Genomic DNA, 19637 nt, shown 5'->3' on the forward strand with positions numbered 1-19637 from the left:
GTCGAGGGCTTATCCAATGCGTCTGGTTTTTGTCTAAAGTCTAGGAAGAATAATCTTTGATATGTAGTTTTGAAGGTGCGAGAATATGGCCCGGTGGCTCAGTTGGTTAGAGCGCCGCCCTGTCACGGCGGAGGTCGACGGTTCGAATCCGTTCCGGGTCGTGATAGGAAGAAACCACTTCTTATGAAGTGGTTTTTTTGTATTCATATTTTAAAATAATGCTTAAGATTGCTTTATTTACTTTGTGATTCTTGTTGTATTTTGTGATTTTATTGTATTTTGTAATTTTATTATAGCATTACTTTCATTGTGCTTTTACTTTCATTTTACTATGTACTTATATGGTTTCTTTATTCGATTTTATGCTCATTTCCTTCATTTCCCTTTTCTTATAAAATGTATTTTTGCTTATTATTTTTATTTCTTATTATAGTGTTATGAAATACTATGAATAATTTCTGTTTTTCAAGCTTTTTTTCTGTGCATTTTTTAAAAATTGTTCTTGTATTTATACTTTAAAACTGCTATGATTGAGAAAGCGAATAGGGTATATCAATTTCATACAGAGCTTGTATATTCCCGGAGAGCATAGTCTCCCTATTTTAAGGGGCAATTTTTAGGAGGAAAAGTTCATGAAAAAAAGAAACTTAGCACTCATGACTGCAATCTTAGCTGCAGCATTGACAGCTTGCGGCGGATCCAATGCAAGCAAAGACACAAAGGCTGCAGGATCTGATGCGGCAAAGGAGGCCGGATCCCAGGCTGGCGGAGAGAAGGCTGCAAGCACAGGCAAAGAGCTTCGTTTAGTAAACGGTAAGATCGAAGTCGATGCACAGATGAAGGAACTGGCTGCAGAGTACGAGAAGGAAACCGGTGTAAAGGTTAACATTGAGTCCATGGGTGGCGGAATTGATATTCAGGGAACCCTAAAGGGATATTTCCAGGCTGACAATATGCCGGATATCTTTGTTAATGGCGGTGCTAACGATTTTAAGAACTGGGAAGGTCATCTTGTAGACTTATCCAATGAGAAGTGGGTTTCCGATACAGAATCTGCTTACAAGGATGAGAACGGTAAGGTTTTAGGCTTCCCTTATACCACAGAGGCTATCGGTCTTGCTTACAATGCGGATGTTCTGGAGAAGGCCGGAATTGATCCAAAGTCTATCACAGGTCCTGAATCCATGAAGAAGGCTTTTGAGACTCTGGACAGCAAGAAGGACGAGTTAGGTCTTACTGCTGTAATCGGTTATGTTGCAGAGGCTACCAATCTTTACTGGTCTACCGGTAACCACCTCTTCGGTGTTTATGAGGATGCAGGCCTGAAGAGAGATGATACCAAATACATTGACTTATTAAACGAAGGAAAGCTTGATAAGGAGCGTTTCAGCAAGTATGCTGATATGATTGCTCTTTTCAACAAGTATGCAGATCCTGCTCTTTTGGTTTCCGGAACCTACGACCAGCAGATTCAGAACTTCTCTGCAGGAAAGTATGCTTTCGTTACACAGGGATCTTGGATCGGTGCAACCATGACTAATGATGATAAGGAGCAGTATGATGCTGCCGGCAACTTCAAGGTTGGTATGATTCCTTATGCATTTGAGGAAGGCATTGATACCATTCAGACTAACTCTCCTTCTTGGTGGTCTGTATTTGATAACGATAATAAAGAAGAATCTATGAAGTTCTTACAGTGGATTTCCGAGGATAAAGCTCAGAAAATTCTTGTTGAGAAGGCAGGATTTGTAAGTCCTTTCAAGTCTATCAGCTATGTAGCTAATGATCCCTTTGCACAGACTATTACTGATTACACCAAGGCAGGAAAGACTTCCGCATGGCATTGGTTAAACAACAAAGACGGTCTTGCACAGAATGCATTAGGTGTTGTATATCAGGATTTCGCTTCCGGCAATTTAGATACAGCGAAGTTTGTTGATACTATGGAAAAAGTAATTGCACAGTACTATGCTGGCTAATTTTTTCCCGGAATAGGGGCAGCTAAGCTGCCCCATTTTTTAAAAGGGGGATTTCATGAAAGGACGTTCACAATCCTTGCAGTCTATTATTTTGCTTCTGGCAGGAGCGCTTAGTACGATTTATACTTTGATTTTGGATTTTACAGGCTCTAAGGCTACATACCGCGGTAACTTATTGATTTTAGGTGTGGTTTTGTTTTTTCTTGGCCTGTATATTTTGCCAAGCAAAAAACACCATAGAAAAATAGTTTATTTTCTATTCTTATTTCCCCTGCTATTTACCTTTGCGGTGACTGTGATTATTCCGTTAATTTTAGGTATAGGGTATTCTTTTACTGATTGGACAGGAATTCGTTTTACCAAAGTAGTAGGGTTAGCCAACTATCAGGCTATGTTTAAAGATCCGGCCTTTATCTGGTCCGTTTTAATTACCTTTGTATTTGTTATTATTAATGTTGTGATGATTAACTTGGTAGGCTTTTTATTAGCTCTACTTTGTACTGTGAAAATGCGTGGGGTGGCTTTTTTCAGAGCTGCTTACTTTTTACCGAACCTGATTGGAGGAATTGTTCTGGGTTATATCTGGCAGTTCGTCTTCAACAATGTTTTGATGAATTATATGAAATTTTCCATGTTATCCCAGACCAAGACAGCGATGTTGGCCATTATTGTGGTTTATCTCTGGCAGAGTGGCGGATATATCATGTTGATTTATGTTACGGGACTTACACAGATTCCGGGAGATGTGCTGGAGGCTGCTCAGATTGACGGGGCTACAGCGTTGCAAACCTTGTTTAAGGTTAAGCTGCCGATGATTGCATCTACCATTACCATTTGTACTTTCTTAACCTTAACCTCTGCTTTTAAACAGTTCGATGTGAATATGGCTTTGACCAACGGAACAGGTTCTGTGGCGGACTTTATGGGCTCCTATTTGTCGAACGGTACCCAGATGCTTGCTTTAAATATTTACAACACGGCTATTGCAAAGAATAATTTTGCACTGGCTCAGGCGAAGGCTATTTTGTTCTTTATTATTCTGGCGGTTATTTCCCTGATTCAAGTTCGAATCAGCAATAGTAGAGAGGTGGAGATGTAATGGGCAAGTCTAAAAGTGTAAAAAATTTATTTTTGGGAATTCTGGGAACTTGCATTGCGATTTATATTTTATTTCCCTTCTATTTGGTAGTGATGAATTCCTTTAAGAGACAGGCTGATATCGTTAAGGATCCGGTGGCTTTTCAAGGGGTTAGCTTTGCCCAGTTACAGGCAAACTTGAATTCTGTAATTCATAATTCCAATTTTAACTTTTGGTATGCCTTCGGTACCTCGGCAATTATTACAGTAGTTTCTTTGATTCTTCTGATTTTATTCGGCTGTATGGCTGCCTGGGTTATCAGCAGAAACAATAAAAAGCCTTGGGCGATTGCCGTGTATATGACTTTTATTGCTTCTATGATTATTCCTTTCCAGGTAGTAATGCTTCCGCTGCTTTCCACCTTTAGAGATGTGGGAAAGTTTGTGGGCATTAATATGTTGCAGTCCGTCCATGGTATTTTGTTTGCTTACCTTGGTTTCGGCGGTGCCATGACAGTATTTATTCTGACAGGTTTTATTAAGGGTATTCCATACGAGTTGGAGGAAGCTGCGGCAATTGACGGCTGTTCTCCTGAGGGGACATTTTTCAAGATTATCTTTCCTTTGCTGCGTCCGGTGGTTACTACAGTGACCATTTTGAACGGTATGTGGATTTGGAACGACTATTTACTGCCTTCTTTGATGCTGGGACAGAACGGAAAGATTAAGACCCTTCCTGTAGCTGTGCAGGCTTTCGTGGGATCTTATGTAAAGCAGTGGGATTTGATTTTATCTGCAGCCTTACTGGCGATTCTTCCGATGGTTATTGTCTTCCTGGTAGGACAGAAGCAGATTATGAGCGGAATGGTAGAGGGTGCTGTAAAGGGATAAGGAGAACAGCGTTCTCAAAGAATCTAACAGAGAGAGGAATATTTATCGCAAAGGACTGCATCTTGCATGGACTGCAGGTCCTTTGCAGTTTGCAGGCATTTCCCTGTGATAAATATTCAGAATGAAGATTATGGCTAGGATTAAAGATATTGCTAAACTTGCAAATGTAAGTCCCTCTACAGTATCCAATGTGATTCATGGCAGAAAAAACAAGTTAAGTCCTGAGCTCTATGAAAAGGTGCAAAGGATTTTAGAAGAAGAGCATTATGTTACGCATCGGGGGGCCCAAATGTTGACAAAACAGGGCTCCCGTCTTATTGCTCTGATTTTGACCTATAGCAGAGCTGAAGAGGAAAGTATTGTACAGGATCCCTTTGTTTCTTCGATTATCGGTGCAGTACAAAGTGCGCTGCAGAAGGAAGGATATTTTCTTTTGCTGTATGCCAATCCCCATATGGAGCTTTGTACCAAAATCACTTTAGAGTGGAATGTGGAAGGGATTATTCTGTTGGGAGCAAAGCGTGAAGACTACTATTATTTACGTTCTCTGAATTCGGTACCGGTTGTTACTATAGATACCATTTTCTTTCCGGAGGATCATTCCTATGTTAATGTAGGACTGGAGGATTACCGGGGAGCGCTGGAGATGACTCGCTACCTGCTTTCCAAAGGACACGAAAAAATTGCTTTTTTATCATTGATGGACGGCATGGATGTATTACGGGAAGATGCCATAGACAATATCCGGTATCAGGGGTACCTACAGGCTTACAAAGAAAAAAACTTAGCGGCAGATCGGAGCCTTTGCCGAAATTTATCCTATGATGGGAAAATTAGACAAAAGCAGTATAAGGACTTTTACCGGGAGAAATTTTGGAACTGTACGGCTTTATTTTTTACAGCAGATATTATGGCCCTGGAAATGATGAGCTTTTGTATGGATCAAAAGCTACGAATTCCGGAAGATATTTCCATTGCCGGATATGATGGGATTTTCGCGGCAAAGAGAGCAAGACCTCGGCTTTGCACCATTTGTCAGGACAGCACGGAAAAGGGAAGACGGGCAGTAATGGAATTGCTACTTCTGCTTAAGGAAGAGCGGGATATTGGAACTCGTAAAAAAGATATTCGCTTACCTGTATTTCTGGAGAAAGGAAGTTCTGTGCAGACAGTAGGGGAGCAAAAGCAATCCCCCGGGCTACAGCTTCATTTGCAAAAGGAAGCGGAGTTTAGGATAGAGAAAAGTTCTTAGAGGAAGTGTAGTGTGCTTCCGTAATGGAATAGAAGATTGCATGCGAATAGTGTATTGTTAATGGAATAATATAATGTTTTCTTTGGAAGGAGAAGAAGATGAAAAAAACATGGTGGAAGGAAGCCGTTGTGTATCAGATTTATCCCAGAAGCTTCTGTGATAGTAATGGAGACGGTATCGGAGATTTGCCGGGAATTGAAAGCAAATTGGATTATCTTAAGGAATTAGGGATTGATGTAATCTGGCTTTCCCCTGTTTATCGTTCTCCCAATGATGATAACGGCTATGATATTTCCGACTATGAAGATATCATGGAAGAGTTCGGTACCATGGCGGATTTTGACCGTCTGTTAAAGAAGGCTCATGAAAAAGGCATTAAGATTGTGATGGATTTGGTAGTAAACCACAGCTCCGATGAGCATGCCTGGTTTGTGGAGAGCCGTAAGGATAAGGAAAACGCCAAGAGAGATTACTACATTTGGCGTAAGGGAAGACCACTGTCCACCGTATCTAAGGAAGAGCAGGAACGCTTTGCGGGAGATATTGTGGAGTATCAGGGAGAAAAGCTTCTTCCTCCCAACAACTGGGGCTCCTTCTTCTCCGGACCGGCTTGGGTATTTGATGAGAAGACCGGGGAGTTCTATCTCCACCTCTTCTCCAAGAAGCAGCCGGATCTGAACTGGGAAAATGAAATTGTCAGAAAAGAAGTTTTCGATATGATGACTCGTTGGTGTGAAAAGGGAATTGACGGTTTCCGTATGGATGTTATTTCTCTGATTTCTAAGCCTGAGGGACTGCCCAGCACAGAAATTCCTAAGGGAGCTGTTTATGGAGACGGTGCAATTTGTGCCAATGGCCCCAGAGTCCATGAGTTCTTGCAGGAAATGAATCAAAAGGTGCTTTCTAAGTATGATTTAATGACTGTAGGAGAAACTGCGGGAGTTACCTTGGAGGAAGCAAAGCAATATGCCAATGAAGCCCAGACCGAGTTAAACATGATTTTTCAGTTTGAACATGTGAGCTTGGACGATAGTGCGAAGTATGGCTTTAAATGGAATACAGAGAAGATGCCCTTGGTGCCATTAAAGAAGAATCTGGAAAAATGGCAGCTGGGTTTACAGGATGTGGCTTGGAACAGTATCTATCTTTGCAACCATGACCAGCCCAGAGTGATTGCTCGCTTAGGAGATGACGGGGGACAGTACAGAGAGCGTTCCGCAAAATGTATTGCTACCTTCCTTCACATGATGCAGGGAACTCCTTATGTATATCAGGGAGAAGAGCTGGGAATGGGAAATTATCCCTTTACCGATCCTTCCCAGTTTAGGGACTTGGAAAGTATCAATGCGTATGAAGAACTGACAGAGAAGCTTCATATCAGTCCGGAGGAGCTGTTCCCCATGATTGCCCATAAGAGTAGGGACAATGCCAGAACTCCCATGCAGTGGAACAGTGAAAAGGAAGCGGGCTTTACCACAGGAACTCCTTGGATTTCGGTAAATCCCAACTACACTACAGTGAATGCGGAGGAACAGCTGAAGAGAGCGGATTCCGTGTTCCACTACTATCAGAAGCTGATTGCGTTACGGCATAGCTCAGAGCTGATTGTGTACGGAGATTTCCATTTATTACTTCCGGAGGATCCGGATTTGTTTGTCTATGAGAGAACTCTGGGAGAAAAGAAGCTTTTGGTAGTCTGCAACGTATCGGAAAATGAGAGAGATTTCTCCATTCCGGAGGAGTTTAAGACAGGAAAGCTCTTGATTCACAATGTGGAAGAGGAAGATGCCAAGAGAGGTCACTTGCTTCCCTATGAGGCCTTTGTATTAGAGATTTAATTTAGCCGTGGCAGGCTTTGACACGGCCGGAAAGCTCGCATTTTGTCGGAAGGATAGAATGACAGAGAAGGAAAAGTATAGTAAGGAGAAAAAATGAGAAAAGAATGGTGGCAGGAGAAGGTCGCTTACCAGATTTACCCAAAAAGCTTTAAGGATACTAAGGGAAACGGAATCGGAGACATTCGGGGAATTATCGAAAAACTGGATTATTTGAAAAGTCTGGGGATTGATATTATCTGGATTTCTCCCTGCTTCCTATCCCCATTGGCAGACCAGGGCTATGATATTGCGGATTACTATAAGATTGATCCCCGCTTCGGTTCCAATGAGGATATGGAAGAGCTTTTGGCGGAGGCTAAGAAAAGGGACATGCATATCCTTTTAGACCTGGTAGTAAACCATTGCTCCGATGAACATGAGTGGTTCCAAAAGGCCATTGCGGATCCCAAGGGACCCTACGCAGATTACTTCTTCTTTGAAGAGGGAATCGACGGGAAGGAGCCCAACAACTGGCGTTCCTATTTTGGAGGTTCCGTTTGGGAGAAGGTACCGGGAACGGAGAACACTTATTACTTACACCTCTTCCATAAGAAACAGCCGGATTTAAACTGGGAGAATCCAAAGCTTAGAGAAGAAATCTATAAGATGATTAACTGGTGGTTGGACAAGGGGGTATCCGGTTTCCGTATTGATGCCATCCTGAACATCAAGAAGGTATTCCCCCTTCAGGGACATCACTATCCTGCGGACCGAGAGGACGGTATGGCCGCCTGCACCAATATGATTTATGAGGCGGAGGGAATCGGAGAATTCCTTCGGGAAATGCGGGATCGTTGTTTCCGCCCTCACAATGCCTTTTCTGTGGGAGAGGTCTTTAATGAAACAGAGGAGCAGATTCCGGAGTTTATCGGAGAAGACGGTTATTTTTCTTCCATGTTCGACTTCCGTGCCCATAGTAGCGGACATTCCGACAAGGGATGGTTTGACAATAAGCCGGTTACCCCCAATGCTTATCGGGACAACTGCTTCTTAACCCAAAGATTGGTAAATCCCGTAGGATTTATTTCTACCGTTATTGAGAACCATGACGAGTCCAGGGGAGTAAACAGCTATATTCCTGCTGAGGATTTAAGCGATACCTCCAAGAAGTTTATTGCCACCATGCTGATGATGCAGAGAGGCCTTCCCTTTATTTACCAGGGACAGGAAATCGGTATGGAAAATGTGGTTTTCCACGACATTTCCGAGGTAGACGACATTTCCACCCTGGATGAGTATAAGATTGCCTTGGAAAACGGCTATAGCAAGGAAGAAGCGTTGAAAATTGTCAATCGATATTCCAGAGACAATGCCAGAACTCCTATGCAATGGACAGGCGGTAAGGAAGCAGGCTTTACCACCGGGAAACCTTGGCTTCCCGTAAATCCCAACTATACAAGGATTAATGTGGAAAGTCAGGAAAAGGATCCCCATTCCGTTCTTTCTTATTATAAGGCTCTTTGTACTTTTCGGAAGCAGGAGGAGTATAAGGAGGCAGTGGTCTACGGAGAATTTATTCCCTTCCTGGAGCAGGAGGATCGCCTGATGGCTTTCTATAGAAAGGGAGAGAAGAAAACACTTCTTGTTTTGGGGAATTATAGAAAAGAAGAAAGAGAAGTGGAAATCCCTGGAACAATTAAGAAAGTCGTACTTTCCAATGTGGAAGCAAGAATCAATGGAAATAGGGTAAAGCTTTCCGGCTATGAGGCTTTGATTTTAGAAGTGGAATAAAAAGTAAGATAAGAGTGAGGACACAAATTCCTCACTCTTTTTCCATTTTTTTGCCACATTTTTTTTCTATTCTATGTTCTGTCAAAAGGAAAACAGTTTCCTGAGACAATGAAAGATAGTGAAAAAATTTCAATAGAAAATGAAGAGGAAAAAACTAAGCCGTAAGGCAGGATAAATTTGGCTTAGCAAGATCAGGAGGTAAATTATGGCAAGAGGAAATAGAGTAGCAGGCATCGTGGCATCCGCCCTTCTTTTCGGAGCAGTGTCTGGAGGCACTATGGTGGGTATAAATGTGTTGGCAGACCAACACCGTTCAGAAATTGTAGCAAGCGTAAATGAGCTTACCGGACAGGAACAGAAAGAAAGTACTTCTCCCATTCAGAAAACAGTGGCAAAGGATAAGGATGATACGTCTTCCGCAAAGACTACTGCATCCGGAGAAGAAAGTGTCTCCAAGATTGCAAAGGATGCCATGTCTTCCGTAGTTTCCATTACAAATACCATTAAGTATCAGCAGAACGGATTTTCTCTTTACGGTCAGGGACAGACTCGAGAGGCGGCAGCCAGCGGTTCCGGAGTGATTATTGGGGAAAATGATAATGAGCTTCTGATTGTTACCAATAAGCATGTGGTGGAGGATTCCACTTCCCTATCCGTACAGTTTGTGGACGGAAAGTCCTACGATGCAAAGATTAAGGGGACAGACAGTGATGTGGATTTGGCGGTGATTGCGGTTCCTTTGGATTCCATTTCCGCTGACACAAAGAAGAGTATTACTACAGCCACCTTCGGGGATTCCGATGCCTTAAGCGTAGGAGATCAGGTAGTGGCTATCGGAAATGCATTAGGCTATGGACAGTCTGTAACCACCGGAATTATCTCAGCCAAGGATAGAGACATTCAAACGGAAAACGGTACGGAAACCGGTCTTTTACAAACCGATGCAGCGATTAATCCCGGAAACTCCGGTGGTGCTTTACTGAATATGCAGGGAGAATTAATCGGTATCAATGTGGCAAAGTATTCCGATACCACCGTAGAGGGTATGGGCTATTCCATTCCTGCCAAGAAGGCGCAGGAAATCGTAGAGACACTTTCCAAGAGAGATACCAGAGAAAAGGTCAAGGATGACGAAAGAGGCTACATCGGCATTCAGGGTAAAACGGTGGACAGCAGTATTGCGGAAGCCTACAACATGCCCCAGGGAATTTACGTCTATAAGATTTTAAAGGGTGATGGTATTGATAATTCCGCTTTACAGGAAAAAGATATTATTACCAAGTTTGACGGACAGGGCGTAAGAAGCTTGGAGGATTTGGTTTCCTTGATTTCCGGCTATAAGGCAGGAGAAAAGGTGGAGGTGACTGTAAAACGTCTTTCTGCCAAGGGACAGTATGAAGAAAAGACGGTAGAGGTAACCTTAGGGAAGAACAGTACCGACAATAACTAAGAAAAGCTTCTTTTGGAGATAAGTTCAAAACTTAAAGAAGATGAGATTTATAGAAAAATGATATTTTCATAGAGGAGGCTTTAAGCTACTCCTAAATAGTAGAAAAAATGAACGGAAAATAAAAAATAAATTGTGTGATTGCGATAAAAAAAGCTTCCAAGACGAGTTCCGGAAGCTTTTTTTATGCTATACTAAATAAATATGTCTTATGATATTTTATAGAAAGAGAAGGCTGGATGAGCATGAGAAGAAAGTTTTTCAAAAAAAGAATAGGGATAGCTTTCTTTCTATGTTTTTTTCTAGCGCTTAGTTTTTTTTTCTTTCGGGAGGAAGGCAAGGGAAGGGAAAGAGAAGCCATAAAGGAGGCTGTGTCCTTTACCAAAAGAACTGCCGTGCAAACCGGGGAAGAGAAGAGAAGCTATAGAGAAGATTATGGAGAATATATTCGTTATAAAAATATTTCCTATCCTTCCGCCTACCCCAACAACTTCTTTGATGCATATCTGTATCCGAAAGAACGGAAGAAGGAGGTTCTGGGCACCATCCTTTATTTTCATGGAGGCGGTTTTGTGTCCGGCAGTAAAAATGTTGTGGACCAGCATCCCTATTTTCTGGAATGGCTGAAGAACGGGTTCCAGGTTATCGCCATTGACTATGCTTTGGCGCCGGATTATCCCTATCCTATTGCCCTGAGGCAAGCTGCCGCCGCCGTAAAAACCATTGTGCAGAAGCAAGATATTTTGGGGATTAATCCGAATAAGCTCATTATACTGGGAGACAGTGCAGGAGCCGCACTGGGAGGACAGTTTATCCTCAGCCAGCTGGATGAAAATTATAGAAAAAGATTAAAGGTGGAAGAGGTATTAGGAAGGGGAAAGGGCAGGATTTGCGGCTTTATCTCTCTTTCCGGCCTCCTGGATACTACCCGTTACGGGCAGACCAATTCAAAAGAAAACAATTCTTATTTTCGGAACTGGGGAATTGCTTATTTTCAGGAAGAAGATTTGGAAAAGGGAAGAAAGGCGAAGGAAGCCTCTGTTTTGCAAAATATTGAAAAAAGCTTTCCGCCCACCTTTTTGTCAGACGGAAACCTGGGATCCTTTCAGGAACAGGGGAAGGACTTTCAAAGAAAGCTCCGTCAAATCGGTGTTCCGGTGGAAAGCTATTTTCCCGGTAAAAATGAGGGGGAATTGCCCCATGACTTTGAATTGCAAGTGCATAGACCGGAGGCGGAACGGCTTTTAAGAAGACAAATCGCCTTTGCGAAGAATCTGCTTTCCTAAGAATCTGCTTTCCTAAGAATTTTTTAATACCGCTGTTGTACAGGAAGGGAAATATGATCAAAGATAAACAAAAACAGCTAAATCAATTACAGGTCCTCTTCGACGGAATCGTCATAGCTTTGGCCTATTTTTTGGCATGGTATTTTGCGATTGAGAATCCTATTTTTCCGGAGGGCCATGGCGTACTTTCTCCTAAGGTGTATTTTACCGCCCTGCTTCCCCTGATTCCGGGATATTTAATTTTGTATTGGATTTTCGGGCTTTATCATCCTATGCGTACCATGCGGATGAAAAATGTGCTTTTTCGTATTATTCAAGCCAACAGTGTGGGGCTTTTGATTTCCGCCTCTCTTTTCTTTGCCTTTCGTAAATCCGGTTATTTTGAGCATTTCTCCACCAAGGTCTTGTTTTATAACTATCTTGGCAATATTTGCTTAAATACCTTGGAGCGATATGGTTTAAGAAGGTTTTTGGCTACACTTCGAAAGAAGGGCTTTAACCAAAAGCACCTTATTCTGGTGGGATTTTCCGCGGTTTCCAACCGTTTTATCGACGCTTGTAAAAGAAATCCGGATTGGGGCTATACCATTTACGGTATTGTGGATGATTTTGCGGAGAAAGGGGAGTCCTATAGAGGGGTATCCGTAATCGGAAGAATCAAGGAGCTGGGAGACTTCCTGGCTCAAAACACGATTGACGAGATTGCCATTACCCTGCCCCTTGCCGCTTATGAAAAGCTTCCGGGAATTGTGGCGGTTTGTGAGAAATCCGGTGTCCATACCAAATTTTTACCGGACTATCAGGAGATTATTCACTCCAAGCCCATTGCGGAGGATTTGGACGGACTGCCCGTCATCAATATTCGAAACGTTCCCTTGACGGATCCCTTTAATGCTTTTGTGAAGCGGCTTATGGATATTTTCGGTGCCCTGGTGGGCATCATCCTTTTCGGTCCCCTGATGCTTCTGGTGGCTCTTTTGATTCGACTGGATTCCAGCGGCCCCATCATTTTCAAGCAGGAAAGAGTGGGAAGACATAATCTTCCCTTCCAAATGTACAAATTCCGTTCCATGCGGGTGCAGACCGTGGAGGAAGAAAAGAAGGGCTGGACGGTAAAGGGGGATCCCAGAGTGACTTGGATCGGGAAAATTATCCGAAAAACCTCTATTGATGAGCTTCCCCAATTTTTCAATGTCCTACGGGGAGATATGTCCCTTATAGGTCCCAGACCGGAGAGAACCCAGTTTGTGGAGCAGTTTAAAGAACAGATTCCCCGCTATATGATTAAGCATCAGGTTCGACCGGGGATGACCGGCTGGGCGCAGGTGAACGGTTTCCGAGGAGATACTTCCATAGAGGGAAGAATCCGTTGTGACCTTTGGTATATTGAAAACTGGAGCCTTTCTTTGGATATTCGCATACTCTTTTTAACCCTATGGAAAGGATTTATTAACAAAAATGCCTATTAATTTTTTTGTGTTTTCATGGTATTATACCTTGATTCCTGTAAAATAAGCTTTGAAATCAATTTGGAGGAGTAGTGTGGCATTAGAACAGAATAAGGGGAGAAGACCTCATAGTCATAGTGGAAATCAAGAGAGCAATCATAGCTCTTCAGCGGAAGTAAAGAACGCATCGGAAATAAAGAAGAGGGAGAGTGCTCCCCTTTCCGAGAAAGAGCAGGATTTAAAGGCACAGATTGCAAGAGGAAAGCGCTTGCAGGAAGACCGCCCTACAGGAAGAGAGCAGGGGAAGGAAGATCTGTCTTTTTTGGATAAGAAGTTATCCCAAGAAGGAAAGAGAGAGAAAAATGTAGACTTCTATACTCTTCCCAAAGAAAGAAATGAGGAGAAACGCAAGAGTTCTTTGGATATTTTGCAGGTAAATTCTCCGGACCAGATCGAGGAAGAGCTGGAAGAGTATTATGATGAGAAGAATAAAAAGAAGAAATCTTTGTGGAAGAAGGTTCTTCTGATTTCCGTTATCGAAATTCTCACTTTGATTTTAATTTTCTGTACCGGTTATGTGGTTCGTTATATGAATATTAAGCCGGATGTACAGTTTAATACAAAGAACGTTAAGAATGACAATATCGATGTCAAAAAGCAGGAGCAGATGCAGGGCTACTGGACCATTGCCGTTTTCGGTGTTGATTCCCGTGATGGCGGAGTGGGTCGTGGAGCCAATGCGGATGTGCAGATTATTGTTTGCATCGACAGGGGCACGGGAGAGGTAAAGCTGGCTTCCGTATTCCGTGACACCTATTTAAATCTGGCTGCAGGCTCCCGCTTTGCCAAGATTAATGAAGCCTATGCGGATGGCGGTCCGGAACAGGCAGTTGCGGCCCTCAATAAAAACCTGGATTTGGATATTGAACACTATGCCACCTTTAACTGGAGAGCAGTGGCGGATGTTATTACCATGCTGGGAGGCGTGGATATTGACATTACCCAGAAGGAATTCCGTTACATGAATGCCTATATTCATGAGACCAGTATTGAGTCCAAGGTCAATGAGAAGAATCCTGCGGCAGAGTATATCAAGGGACCGGGAATGCAGCATTTGGACGGCGTTCAGGCGGTAGCATATGCCAGACTTCGTTACATGGATGATGACTTTACCAGAACCAAGAGACAAAGAGAGGTTATCTCTCAGGTTCTTGCCAATGCCAAAAAGGCGGATTTAGCCACCTTGACCAATGTTATTGACACCGTTCTTCCTCAGATTGCCTTTAATGTGGATGTGGGAGATATTTTAGAGCTGGCCAAGGGTGTTAACCGATACAATATTGTAGGTTCCGAAGGCTTCCCCTATGATTTAACCACACAAATGATGGGAAAGAAGGGAGACTGCGTTATTCCCCAGAGCTTGGCCTCCAATGTAACCAAGCTTCATGCATATCTCTTTAATGATACGGATTATAAGCCCTCCGCTGCAGTTTGGACCTACAGTGACAAGATTGCGGAGGATTCCGGAAGCTATAAGAACGGAAGAGGAGACAGCGACAGCGGCTCCAAAAAGAAGAAGTCCTCAGAAGGTAGAGAGGAAGAGGAGAATAGTAAAAAGAAGAAGAGCTCCTCAGAAGAAAGCGGAAAGAAGAAATCTCAGTCCGAGGAGAGTTCCGAGTCCAGGAAGTCCAAGACGGAGACGGACAGCAACGGAAAAACCGTAGAAAGTACCAAGAATTCCGAATCCAAGCAGGAAAGCAAAGAGAGCAAGAAGGGCGAGATTCAGTACACGGAAGAAAGTACTACGGGAGAAAACAAGAAAATCACGGAAGAAAGTAAGAAATCCAACGAAGAGACGAAGAAATCCGTGGAAGAAACAAAGAAAAAGGAAAATAATGCAGAGCCGAGCATAGGTAATAATCCGCCTACTGCAGCAAGCTCCGCAAATTCCGGAGAGAATCCGGGACCGGGTGATATTGTAGATTAGTGTTTTGTAGAAAATGAATGAGGGAAGAGGGAAAGCTATGGAACTAAAGGACTCAAAGGCCAAAAGAGACTTTTATACAATCGGAAATGGGATTTGTTTACTTTACCTTGCCTTGATGCTTTTGCTTTTCCCTCTCTATTCCCGGGACAAATACTTTGATATTCTCCAGGCTCGTTTTGATTTTTTCTGGATCTGCAGCAGTGTTTTTTCCGTACTGCTTTTTGCCTTTGTGGCTTTATATTCTTTGACACTAAAGAAGGAAGAACGAAAAGAGATTCTTCCTTCTCTTTTTTGGAAGAAGGAAGAGGGAAAGAAAAAGCCCTTGTTTGCTACGGATCTTCCCTTTTGTCTTCTGATTCTTCTCTTTTTCCTTTCCATGTTCCTTTCCGGATACCCTTACGAAACCTGGTGGGGAAGTACGGGAAGATATATGGGAGTTCTGACCTGGCTGCTTTTCTTTACGGTGTATCTTGGCCTTAGTAGATTTTATCGCTTTAAAAAGTTTCATCTTCTCCTGTTTTCTGTAGGCGTGGTTTTACAGTGCTTATGGGGAATCAGCGATTTTTACATGATGAACTATATGCATTTCTTCGACAATGTTTCGGACTTATCCAAGTGGGCGATGTTCGCGGGACCTGTGGGCAATATCAACGGCTATACCAGCCTTGTTTTATTTTATGCCTGCCTCTATACCGGTTTATATTTGCAGGAGAAGGAGCTTCGCTGGAAGCACTTTTTTATGGGAATGATGTTGCTTTGCCACATTGCTACAATCTTCGGAAGTAGCGACAACGCAGTCATCGGCTACTTCTTTGTTTTTCTGGTCCTACCGTTTTTTAGCTGGAAGGACAACAAAAGCTTCGGAACCTGTCTTTCCGTGTATTTCTTATTTTTCCTTTCTTTGAAGCTTTCCGTGCTTCTTGCCGGAAAGGGGCAAAGCATTCTGCAGATTTCTCCACCGGGATTTCTCTTTTCCATGGGAAAGACGATTCTTCCTTATCTGGGGATGGGACTCACCGGCATCCTTTGGGCTTTGGGAAGATTCAGCAAGAAGGAATTGTCCATGAAGCTTTTCAAGAGGCTTTATGTCCTGCTTTTAATCCTGTTCTTCATGGCAGGAGCCTATGTCATCTATGATGTAAATGTGATGCATCGCTATCCGGCGCTGGAACAGTTCAGCCAATTTTTACGCTTTGATGATTCCTGGGGAACCGGCAGAGGTTTTATCTGGAGGATGGGTATGGAATACTTCCGGGACAAGATGCCTATGCTTAAGAGACTTTTCGGCTATGGGCCGGACGGATATTTTATGCTGACTAACGACAATTATAAGGTGGAAGTGGAACAGGCCGGTATGGGGCTGATTGACAGTATTCATAATGAATATCTGAACTTGCTTTTGACCATCGGCGTTTTTGGACTTTTAGCCTATCTTTATTTCCTGAAAAATGTCTTCACCGTATTTTGGAAGAAAGAGGCTGAGAATGTAGCGGAAGTATCCTTCGGACAAACGGCCTTTCCCTTTGCGGTAAGCCTGGCCTATCTGGCTTACCTCGCTCAGGCCAGCATTAATATTGCCGTACCTATTGTGATGCCTATTGTAATGCTTCTGTGCTTTTTGGGAATTGCCGGAAAGAGAGCGGAATAAAAAGGAGCTGTTAAAAATCAAAAGAATTTTCTAAGCAATATAGGTCTGAAACGGGGCACGCTCTCGCTAGCTTCGCCACGTAGCGGATACTAAGCGAAAAACTGCGTTTCTCTTGTTTTTCGCAAGTACCGACGGGCTCAGACTACCCCGCATTCAGACCTATATTGCTGAAAATTCCTAAAAAATTTGATTCTTTACAGCTCCTTTTTCAATATTTAAAAAGGGATTATTCTTCCGGCTCGATTAGACCGTAGCTGTTGGCTTTTCTCTTATAGACTACATTGACTTTGCCGGTGTTGCCGTCCTGGAAAACAAAGAAGCTGTGTCCCAGAAGCTCCATCTGCAGGCAAGCTTCTTCTGCAGTCATAGGCTTTAAATCAATGTGCTTGGTACGAACAATCTTGATTTCTTCCTCGTCATGTGCCGGCTTCTCTTCAATGAACTCCGAACTGAAGTCGGATGCGGCCTGATGACGCTGGATTAATTTATTCTTGTATTTACGAATCTGCCGCTCCAGAACATCCACTACAAGGTCAATGGACTGGTACATATCCGGGGTAGCTTCCTCTGCACGGATAACGCTTCCTTTTACAGGGATGGTTACCTCGATCTTTTGCATATCCTTTTGGGTAGAAAGTGTTACGTTACAGGGGGTTTCCGCCTGGAAAAACTTATCCAGCTTCCCTAACTTCTTCTCCACGCCATTTTTTAGTCCATCGGTTAGACTAAGGTTTCTTCCGGTAATGGTAATTTTCATAAAAAATTCCTTCCTTTCTCTGTAGTCCAAAAGAATTTCTTCTTTTCTTGAGTATAGCATTTTTTTTCATCTAAGGATATGAAAATCTTGTGAATAATCAACAAATCTGTATGGCTGAAACACCTTGAATAAGCTTGGAACTAATGGTAGAATCTATGAGTTATAGATTTATACGGAACCATACAGAGATTGTATGGAGAAGGAGTATAGGATAATGAATCTTTTCGAGAAAATATTTGGTACCCACTCACAGAGAGAATTAAAGCTGATTCAACCTAAGCTGGATAAAATCCTTTCTTTACAAAGCACTATGGCAGCTATGTCGGAGGAAGAGCTTAAGGGGCAGACAGAGAAATTTAAAAACCGCTTGGCACAGGGAGAAACCCTGGATGACTTATTGCCCGAAGCCTTTGCTACCGTTAGAGAAGCGGCTAAGAGAGAGCTGGGTATGGAACATTTCCCCGTACAGCTGATTGGTGGAATCGTTCTTCATCAGGGACGTATTGCGGAGATGAGAACGGGAGAAGGAAAGACACTGGTGTCTACCTGCCCCGCTTATTTGAATGCGCTTGCCGGCAATGGCGTTCATGTCGTTACCGTAAACGATTACCTGGCAAAGCGTGACTCCGAGTGGATGGGAAGAGTGCATCGTTACCTTGGTTTAACCGTCGGTACGGTTTTGAATGAGATGTCCACAGAGGAAAGACAGGCAGCCTATGCTTGTGATATTACCTATGTGACCAACAATGAATTGGGCTTTGATTACCTGAGAGACAATATGGCAATTTACAAGAGTCAGCAGGTGCTTCGAGGCTTGAATTATTGTATCATCGATGAGGTGGACTCTGTTTTAATCGACGAGGCAAGAACACCTTTGATTATTTCCGGACAGTCCGGAAAGTCTACCAAGCTCTATGAGCTTTGCGACATTTTGGCACAGCAGCTGGAAAGAGGAGAAGAGTCTGCGGAATTTTCCAAGATTAATGCAATTTTGGGAGAGGAAATTGAAGAAACCGGAGATTTTATCGTTAATGAGAAGGAAAAGACCGTAAACCTTACCCAGCAGGGTGTGGAGAAGGTAGAGAAGTACTTCCATATTCAAAACCTTGCGGATGCGGAGAATCTGGAAATCCAGCACAACATTATCCTGGCTTTAAGAGCGCATAATCTGATGTTTAGAGATAAGGACTATGTAGTAAAGGATGACGAGGTTTTAATCGTTGATGAATTTACCGGACGTATCATGAACGGTCGTCGTTATTCCGACGGCTTACATCAGGCAATCGAGGCGAAGGAGCATGTACAGGTAAAGAGAGAGTCCAGAACCTTGGCTACCATTACCTTCCAGAACTTCTTCAACAAGTTCAAGAAGAAGGCCGGAATGACCGGTACTGCACAGACCGAGGAAAAGGAGTTTCGAAACATTTACTCCATGGACGTTATCCAGATTCCTACCAACAGACCGGTACAGAGAAACGATTTGGATGATGCGGTATATAAGTCTAAGAAGGAGAAGTTCCAGGCGGTAGTGGATGAGATTCAGGCTATCCACGAGACCGGAGCCCCGGTACTGGTGGGTACCATTGCCATCGAAACATCCGAGCTTTTATCCTCCATGCTTCGGAAGAGAGGCATTAAGCACAATGTCTTGAACGCCAAGTTCCATGAGCAGGAAGCGGCTATCGTAGCAGAGGCCGGTGTTCACGGTGCGGTAACCATTGCCACCAACATGGCAGGTCGTGGTACCGATATTAAGCTGGATGATGAGGCAAAGGCTGCCGGCGGTCTTCATATCGTTGGTACGGAGCGTCACGAGTCTCGAAGAATCGATAATCAGTTAAGAGGTCGTGCCGGAAGACAGGGAGACCCGGGACAGTCCCAGTTCTTCATTTCTTTGGAAGATGATTTGATGCGTCTCTTCGGTTCCGAAAGATTGATGGGCATGTTTGAGGCTCTGGGTGTACCGGATGGAGAACAGATTCATCATAAGATGCTTTCCAACGCCATTGCCAAGGCACAGGAAAAGATCGAGTTAAACAACTATGGCATCCGTGAAAACCTCTTAAAGTATGATGAGGTTAACAACGATCAAAGAGATGTCATTTATACCGAGAGAGAAAAGGTATTGGAAGGGGACAATATGCGTCCTCTCATCGTACGTTTTATCACGGATACAGTGGATAATTATGTTGCCGAGTGTATCGGAGAGGGACAGACCCCCAAGGAATGGGATTTGTCCGGCTTAAATGACACCCTG

13 protein-coding genes and 1 tRNA gene are annotated in these 19637 nt (G+C 43.2%); 13 read left to right on the plus strand and 1 reads right to left on the minus strand.

Annotated elements, in window-relative coordinates; genetic code table 11:
* The first annotated feature begins 87 nt into the window (after positions 1-87).
* From RYL27_RS06010 to RYL27_RS06065, 12 genes are all read left to right on the plus strand, one after another.
* Positions 88-161: transfer RNA gene (locus RYL27_RS06010), tRNA-Asp, on the plus strand.
* A gap of 471 nt (positions 162-632) precedes the next feature.
* Positions 633-1979 (plus strand): ABC transporter substrate-binding protein, encoded by a 1347-nt coding sequence (locus RYL27_RS06015; protein WP_314965939.1) that lies wholly within the window; start codon positions 633-635, stop codon positions 1977-1979.
* 55 nt (positions 1980-2034) lie between these two features.
* Complete coding sequence (locus RYL27_RS06020; RefSeq protein ID WP_007156573.1) at positions 2035-3078, plus strand: carbohydrate ABC transporter permease; 1044 nt, start codon at positions 2035-2037, stop codon at positions 3076-3078.
* Entirely contained in the window at positions 3078-3947 is an 870-nt protein-coding gene (locus RYL27_RS06025; RefSeq protein ID WP_007156572.1) for a carbohydrate ABC transporter permease, read from the plus strand. The genes RYL27_RS06020 and RYL27_RS06025 overlap by 1 nt, the downstream gene beginning before the upstream one ends.
* 130 nt (positions 3948-4077) lie before the next feature.
* A complete protein-coding gene (locus RYL27_RS06030; RefSeq protein ID WP_314965941.1) occupies positions 4078-5199 on the plus strand; it encodes a LacI family DNA-binding transcriptional regulator in 1122 nt (373 codons plus the stop codon).
* Positions 5200-5297: 98 nt separating this feature from the next.
* Complete coding sequence (locus RYL27_RS06035; protein ID WP_314965942.1) at positions 5298-7037, plus strand: glycoside hydrolase family 13 protein; 1740 nt, start codon at positions 5298-5300, stop codon at positions 7035-7037.
* A 93-nt stretch (positions 7038-7130) separates the two neighbouring features.
* Positions 7131-8807: an alpha-glucosidase gene (locus RYL27_RS06040; RefSeq protein WP_314965943.1), complete on the plus strand. Its 1677-nt coding sequence runs from the start codon at positions 7131-7133 to the stop codon at positions 8805-8807.
* Between the two features lie 205 nt (positions 8808-9012).
* A complete protein-coding gene (locus RYL27_RS06045; RefSeq protein WP_314965945.1) occupies positions 9013-10257 on the plus strand; it encodes a S1C family serine protease in 1245 nt (414 codons plus the stop codon).
* A gap of 368 nt (positions 10258-10625) precedes the next feature.
* Positions 10626-11540: an alpha/beta hydrolase gene (locus tag RYL27_RS06050; RefSeq protein WP_314965947.1), complete on the plus strand. Its 915-nt coding sequence runs from the start codon at positions 10626-10628 to the stop codon at positions 11538-11540.
* Between the two features lie 53 nt (positions 11541-11593).
* A complete protein-coding gene (locus tag RYL27_RS06055) occupies positions 11594-13009 on the plus strand; it encodes an undecaprenyl-phosphate glucose phosphotransferase (protein ID WP_308579932.1) in 1416 nt (471 codons plus the stop codon).
* Between the two features lie 73 nt (positions 13010-13082).
* Positions 13083-14975: an LCP family protein gene (locus RYL27_RS06060; RefSeq protein ID WP_314965949.1), complete on the plus strand. Its 1893-nt coding sequence runs from the start codon at positions 13083-13085 to the stop codon at positions 14973-14975.
* A 37-nt stretch (positions 14976-15012) separates the two neighbouring features.
* Complete coding sequence (locus tag RYL27_RS06065; RefSeq protein WP_314965951.1) at positions 15013-16623, plus strand: O-antigen ligase family protein; 1611 nt, start codon at positions 15013-15015, stop codon at positions 16621-16623.
* A gap of 226 nt (positions 16624-16849) precedes the next feature.
* Here the strand turns inward: RYL27_RS06065 and hpf are convergent, their stop codons facing one another.
* Complete coding sequence (hpf, locus tag RYL27_RS06070; RefSeq protein ID WP_314965953.1) at positions 16850-17380, minus strand: ribosome hibernation-promoting factor, HPF/YfiA family; 531 nt, start codon at positions 17378-17380, stop codon at positions 16850-16852.
* Positions 17381-17594: 214 nt separating this feature from the next.
* On the opposite strand from hpf, the gene secA reads away from it, so the two are divergent.
* On the plus strand, positions 17595-19637 hold a 2043-nt coding region (gene secA / locus RYL27_RS06075), incomplete at its 3' end, for a preprotein translocase subunit SecA (protein WP_314965955.1).

The sequence above is a fragment of the Oribacterium sinus genome (assembly GCF_963537195.1).
In the GTDB taxonomy this organism is placed as follows: Bacteria; Bacillota; Clostridia; order Lachnospirales; family Lachnospiraceae; genus Oribacterium; species Oribacterium sinus_A.

Bases quoted from the DNA above. Each gene is read 5' to 3' on its own strand.
- RYL27_RS06015 (WP_314965939.1), top strand. From the start codon at position 633: ATGAAAAAAAGAAACTTAGCACTCATGACTGCAATCTTAGCTGCAGCA.
- RYL27_RS06020 (WP_007156573.1), top strand. From the start codon at position 2,035: ATGAAAGGACGTTCACAATCCTTGCAGTCTATTATTTTGCTTCTGGCA.
- RYL27_RS06025 (WP_007156572.1), top strand. From the start codon at position 3,078: ATGGGCAAGTCTAAAAGTGTAAAAAATTTATTTTTGGGAATTCTGGGA.
- RYL27_RS06030 (WP_314965941.1), top strand. From the start codon at position 4,078: ATGGCTAGGATTAAAGATATTGCTAAACTTGCAAATGTAAGTCCCTCT.
- RYL27_RS06035 (WP_314965942.1), top strand. From the start codon at position 5,298: ATGAAAAAAACATGGTGGAAGGAAGCCGTTGTGTATCAGATTTATCCC.
- RYL27_RS06040 (WP_314965943.1), top strand. From the start codon at position 7,131: ATGAGAAAAGAATGGTGGCAGGAGAAGGTCGCTTACCAGATTTACCCA.
- RYL27_RS06045 (WP_314965945.1), top strand. From the start codon at position 9,013: ATGGCAAGAGGAAATAGAGTAGCAGGCATCGTGGCATCCGCCCTTCTT.
- RYL27_RS06055 (WP_308579932.1), top strand. From the start codon at position 11,594: ATGATCAAAGATAAACAAAAACAGCTAAATCAATTACAGGTCCTCTTC.
- RYL27_RS06065 (WP_314965951.1), top strand. From the start codon at position 15,013: ATGGAACTAAAGGACTCAAAGGCCAAAAGAGACTTTTATACAATCGGA.
- hpf (WP_314965953.1), bottom strand. From the start codon at position 17,380: ATGAAAATTACCATTACCGGAAGAAACCTTAGTCTAACCGATGGACTA.